This is a genomic window from uncultured Methanobrevibacter sp. (assembly GCF_946184425.1).
Classification (GTDB): Archaea; Methanobacteriota; Methanobacteria; order Methanobacteriales; family Methanobacteriaceae; genus Methanocatella.
This window is the reverse complement of the sequence record NZ_CAMHFP010000072.1, coordinates 1-5,556: the sequence shown is the minus strand read 5'-3', so window position 1 is coordinate 5,556 and position 5,556 is coordinate 1. Positions and strand designations below refer to the sequence as shown.

The window sequence follows — 5,556 nt, the reverse complement described above, 5'->3', positions numbered from 1 at the left end:
TTGTGTTTTGTTTGTGTACTATGGTTTTCTATGGGAATTTCATTTCGCTGCAAGCCTTCTTATATACAAATCTTTTACTAAATTACCTATTATTTATCATTTTCATATTATGATGAGTATTGCGGTCATAGCATGGGGGTTATACCTGGTCTCGTTTCGATCCCAGTAGTGAAGTCCTTTTGTGTTTTGTTTGTGTACTATGGTTTTCTATGGGAATTTCATTTCGCTGCAAGCTCATTATATTTATAATTTAACCGCACCATGAATTTATATGACTTTTTAACCAAATATTGTAAAAACTAATTAAACTTTTTTTATCATTTAATAATTAGTTTTATGTAGTCGAAAGCCTCTTTGGATTTTTTCCATAATGTTTAGGGAGGATGATATTATACCAACCAAAACCACCAAATTTAATGGACAATTTAGACAGCAGGATATTTTCAATAATGATGAAAATAATCTTTGTCCGGTTTCTAATTCTACTGAAAGAATAATTGATAGTTCTAGGGCAGAAGTTTCCTGTGCTCGTTGTGGCCTTGTTTTAGATGAAAATTTAATTGATAATGGTCCTGAATGGAGAGCATTCGACCATGAACAGAGAGATAAATGTACTCGAGTTGGTGCACCTACCACTTTTGCAATTTCTGATAAAGGTTTAAACACTGATATCGATTGAAAAAATCAGGATATTCATGGCCATAAAATTCCTGAAAGGAATATCTCCCAATTGTATAGGTTGAGAAAATGGAACAAACGAATGAGAGTTTCTGGTGCAGGAGAAAGAAATCTGGCATATGCATTGAGTGAACTTGATCGTTATTCCTCTTGATTGACCATTCCTCGAAGTGTAAGGGAGGATGCTGCTTTAATTTATCGAAAAGCTGCTCGTAATAAACTTGTTCGAAGGAGAAGTATTGAAGTTGTTGTTGCTTCTTCTTTTTATATGCATCTTGCAGACGATGTAATATTCCAAGGACATTGGATGAAATCTCTGAATCTGCAAATGTCCCTAAAAAGCAGGTTGGTAAAACCTATAGATTTTTATCAAGAAAGCTTAATTTTAAATTAAAACCTACCTTTCCTAAAGATTACATTTCCAGATTTGCAAGTAATTTGGGATTGTCCGGTGAAGTTCAGGCTAAAGCAATTGAAATTATTAATCAGGCAATTGATGTTGGTCTAAATATTGGCAAAGGACCTACAGGGATTGCGGCGGCTGCATTGTATATTGCATCCGTACTGCTTAGTGAGAGAAAAACTCAAAAGCAAGTAGCTGAAGTGTCCAATGTTACCGAAGTGACTATCCGAAACAGATATATGGAATTGTCTGAAAAAATTGAGTTAGTTGTTTAATTTTATTTTTTATTATCTTTTTTTAGTAATAGTTAAATATTATTTTTAATATATTATTATTGTCGTATCATTTTTTGACCAATGCCTACGGTCCTTCTATGAGGAAAGTTTTCGCTGTTGATGATTAGGAGAAACCCAGCATTGGATAGGCTGCCCGTTTCGAGGGTTACTCGAGGAGCGAAGGGTATTCTAGCAATGATTCAAGAGAGTTAGTATACGGGCAACAAGATTTTTAAATGATTTATACAATCTATTCAGTTTATATCATTTTAATATGTAATTTTTCTTATTTTAAATCATTGTGTATTATGGAATAGTTTATTATTTTATTGTTAATACGTCTTTTTAAAAAATAATCTTTTTTATTAATTATTTTTTTGATGTTATTTTTGGCCGTTTTTCAGTGAGTGCTTATATTTCATTGGATTTTATTTTTTGATTTTGCGTTGACAAATTTTCTTTACACTGTGTAATAAGTCTTTTTTTATGCATTGTGTTTGAAATCCATCTTATTTTCATGTTTGAAGTAATAGTTGTATGGGTTTGTAAAATTGTCTTCATTTATAAACAAAATTACTTAAATGTTGGGGTGTAATCTATTATTTAGTTATTAGTTTTTATGTTGTCGAGTGTATTCGACAATTACATTAATTTTAAATATATTGTCGATTGTACTCTACAATTGTATCAATATTATTATTTTTGTAGATTATAGTCGACAAAATTTATATATTTTAAAATACAAAATTCAATACATGGTATTGTGCGGTGAAAAAATGATTAAACGGGAATTGTACTTAAACCAAATCAAAAGACTGATAGACAAGGGACCTATCAAAATCATAACAGGCGTTAGAAGAAGCGGCAAAACATATCTCCTAAAAAGCATCCATGATGAACTTGAAAATCGTGGAATAAAAAAAGAAAACATATTCTTGATTTCATTCGAATCCATGAAATACAACAAGATAGAAAACTTCAAACAGCTCGATGAATGCATAATAAACCTGACCAAAAACGCAAAAGGCAAAGTCTACCTATTATTTGATGAAATACAAAACGTGGAAAACTGGGAAAAAAGCATAAATGCATGCAGAGTTGACCTTGACTGCGACATATATATCACAGGATCCAACTCAGAACTTCTATCAGGCGAAATGGCAACACTAATATCCGGCAGATACTACCAAATAAACATCTACCCATTTTCATTTGCTGAATTCATACAATACAAAAAGGAAATTGAAAAAATAGACACAACTGATCTGGAGAAACTGTTCAAAGAGTATGTGGAATATGGGGGAATGCCTCCAATACAACAGGTTGCAGTTCAGGACAAATATTCCTATTTAGGTGATATCTACAATACAATACTTCTAAAAGACATAGTGACAAGACACAACATAAGAAACAGTGACATGCTAAATCGCATACTTGACTATGTGATAATGAACCTTGGAAAAAACTTCTCTGCCGGAAACATTGTAAAATACATGAAACATGAAAGAAGAAAAATATCAAAGGATACAATACTGGACTATCTTCTATACTCCAAAAACGCATGCTTCATACACCAGGTACCAAGAGAAGACATTAAAGGAAAAAAAGTACTGCAACACAATGAAAAATACTTCCTAGTCGACCATGGATTCTACCAGGCAAAATATGGGGAAATAGAAAATATAGGCTCAATCCTTGAAAACATAGTCTATATAGAACTTCTCAGAAGAGGGTATGATGTAAAAATAGGAATGATAAACGAAAAGGAAATAGATTTCGTATGTACTCGGGACAAAGAAAAACTCTACATTCAGGTAACATATCAACTGGAAAACGATAACACAATAGAAAGGGAATTTTCAGGACTTGCAAAAATCAACGACAACTTCGACAAATACGTCTTGAGCATGGACAAAATAGACTTCTCAGGTAGCGGATTAAAACACAGAAACATCATAGACTTTCTAACATCAGACTACATATAATTGAGGTTTCTTTGAGGATACATTTTTCATGATTTTATTTGATAATTTAATTTTTATCGATGCATTTATCTATTTTTATGCTTTTTGGTTAATTGTAAGAATTCCTACAAAAATAGTTTACATATTTAATATTGTTATTAGAATTGCAGTTTCTTATATTTAGTAACTTTTTGTTATTATTTAAATGTTTATATTAAATTTACTAAAGGTTATTAAAAAATAATACTTTTAATCTTTAATTTTTCATTTAATTAATAAGTTATTTTGTAAAATTCTGAAATTATTTTCTTGATATTGATAATGGAGGTTATTTGATGGTTAAAATTAAATAAAATATTATTTTAATATCTATTGAAAATTCTTTTAATAGGATGGTAAGTATGTAATTTTTTCAGTTTCGAATATTTGGGCTGAAAACATTCAATCCATCAATTAAAATGCTATGATTTTACTTTTTCAGTTAATTTATGTAATGTTGACATGATATACAATAGTAACATGCTAATAACTATTAATAAAACGGTAGTGACATAACTGGTGTGATTTAAAAGCAAATAGAACACAACGGTTAAAATGATTACTTCAATAATATGTAATTTCATTAAATTTACTCTTCGCCTCAAGAAACTACCAATGCTTATACAAATTATAGCAACAATTCCTATGAGTACAATTGAATTAGGATGTAATTTTGTAATTAAATATAAAATTAACAAGGTAGCAATAACTAACAATATTAAAGTAAATAAGAATAATTTTCTTTTTAAAACACTTCCATCATCTTCACCATCTAATTTAATTTCATCAATACTTTGATCTTCTTTTGTGAATGTTTTAACTGTGGATTTGCCATTATATTTTTTATCAAAATTCTTGAACAAATGTCTTAAGAATAAATAATATACAACCCCTATACCCACCTCCGTTATGACAATTGAAATCAAAACACTGCTTGCATTATTCAAAGTAACATTCAACACAATGATTAAACCCATTTCAAAGAAAATTTTAACCGCTGTAAAAAGCAGTGAATACATGCTCTTTCCAAAACCGTCCAACATTTTTGCAGAAATCATAGCAAATGGAACTGCAAGCATGGAAACTATCCCGAATAATGCTATCCAGTATATTTCAGTTTGCATTCCTGTAATGGAGAATAAATTAAATATATAATCTCTCATAAAGAAGAATAAAATCACTAATACCAGTGAAGTAAAAACTGATAATTTAAGCACATATTTATACATGTCATTTAATTCGTTGAATTTACGTGCTCCAAACAAATGTCCGGTAACACTCATCAAGGCCCGGCCATAACCTCTAACAGGGACAATTAACAGATTTTTTAATTTATTCGATACAGAATATAGAATGGGGCCAATATTGTTCATAGATATTAGCAATGTAGCATTAACATATGAAGCTGAAAGAAGCCACAGAGCATTATCTAAAAAATTAGGAAGCGCTACCTTAAAGATTTCAATAATGATATATGAACGGAATTTGAAGTATTTGGGAGATAATGGAACTTTTGTCCTGCCTGAAAGATATAAATACAAAATTGGAATAAAAACAACAAAAGCTGAAAAAACAGTAGCATATGCCGCTCCTTTGATTCCCATATTCAAATTAAAAATAAAAATAGGGTCCAGAATCAGATTTAAAATATTAGATCCTATTATTAATGCAGTTGGAGTTCTTGAATTTCCTTCGGCCTGCAATGTTTCTGAAAACAGATTATTAAAAATAAAAAGGTATGCAAAAACTATAATCGGAACCAAATAGTCAAAAATCAAAATATATGAGTTTTCAGCATCCACATAAAACAAAACTCCATTTGCAAACAAAAAGAGTAATACAATAATAAACCATGCCAGATTACATGCCAATAATCCATGAATTAATGCATTGTATGAACTTTCATAATCTCCCGCCCCGATAAAACGGGACATGATTGAATTAGTTCCCTGACCTATTGAATCGCCCACTGAAAAAACAAATGTAACAAATGGAATTGATATTCCCATTGCATAAAATGCTTCCATACTTATTTTAGACACCCACAACATGTCCACTATTCCATAGATAGCATCAAAAATGCAAAATGCAATTATGGGCAAACTTAATGTCCAGAAAGATTTCTTAGGTAGGGTTACCAAATCAATTTTTTCTTTCATATATACAATATATTTTTTTAAATAATTAATTAATATTT

Annotated in this window: 2 protein-coding genes, 1 rRNA gene and 1 pseudogene; 3 read left to right on the top strand and 1 reads right to left on the bottom strand. The window is 30.3% G+C overall.

What is annotated here, in order from left to right; genetic code table 11:
- The first annotated feature begins 117 nt into the window (after positions 1-117).
- The 3 genes and pseudogenes from rrf to Q0P94_RS10280 all read left to right on the top strand — a co-directional run bounded on the left by rrf (position 118) and on the right by Q0P94_RS10280 (position 3,341).
- Positions 118-235 (top strand): 5S ribosomal RNA (gene rrf / locus Q0P94_RS10290).
- A 135-nt stretch (positions 236-370) separates the two neighbouring features.
- Positions 371-1,356: pseudogene (locus tag Q0P94_RS10285) on the top strand (transcription initiation factor IIB).
- A 776-nt stretch (positions 1,357-2,132) separates the two neighbouring features.
- Positions 2,133-3,341 carry an ATP-binding protein gene (locus tag Q0P94_RS10280; RefSeq protein ID WP_295116312.1) on the top strand — a complete coding sequence of 403 codons (1,209 nt, stop codon included), beginning with the start codon at positions 2,133-2,135 and terminating at the stop codon, positions 3,339-3,341.
- Positions 3,342-3,781: 440 nt separating this feature from the next.
- On the opposite strand, the gene Q0P94_RS10275 is transcribed toward Q0P94_RS10280, so the two are convergent.
- Entirely contained in the window at positions 3,782-5,518 is a 1,737-nt protein-coding gene (locus tag Q0P94_RS10275; RefSeq protein WP_295116310.1) for an MATE family efflux transporter, read from the bottom strand.
- Between the last annotated feature and the right edge of the window lie 38 nt (positions 5,519-5,556).

Coding starts and splice junctions, on each gene's coding strand:
- Q0P94_RS10280 (WP_295116312.1), top strand. CDS start 2,133: ATGATTAAACGGGAATTGTACTTAAACCAAATCAAAAGACTGATAGAC.
- Q0P94_RS10275 (WP_295116310.1), bottom strand. CDS start 5,518: ATGAAAGAAAAAATTGATTTGGTAACCCTACCTAAGAAATCTTTCTGG.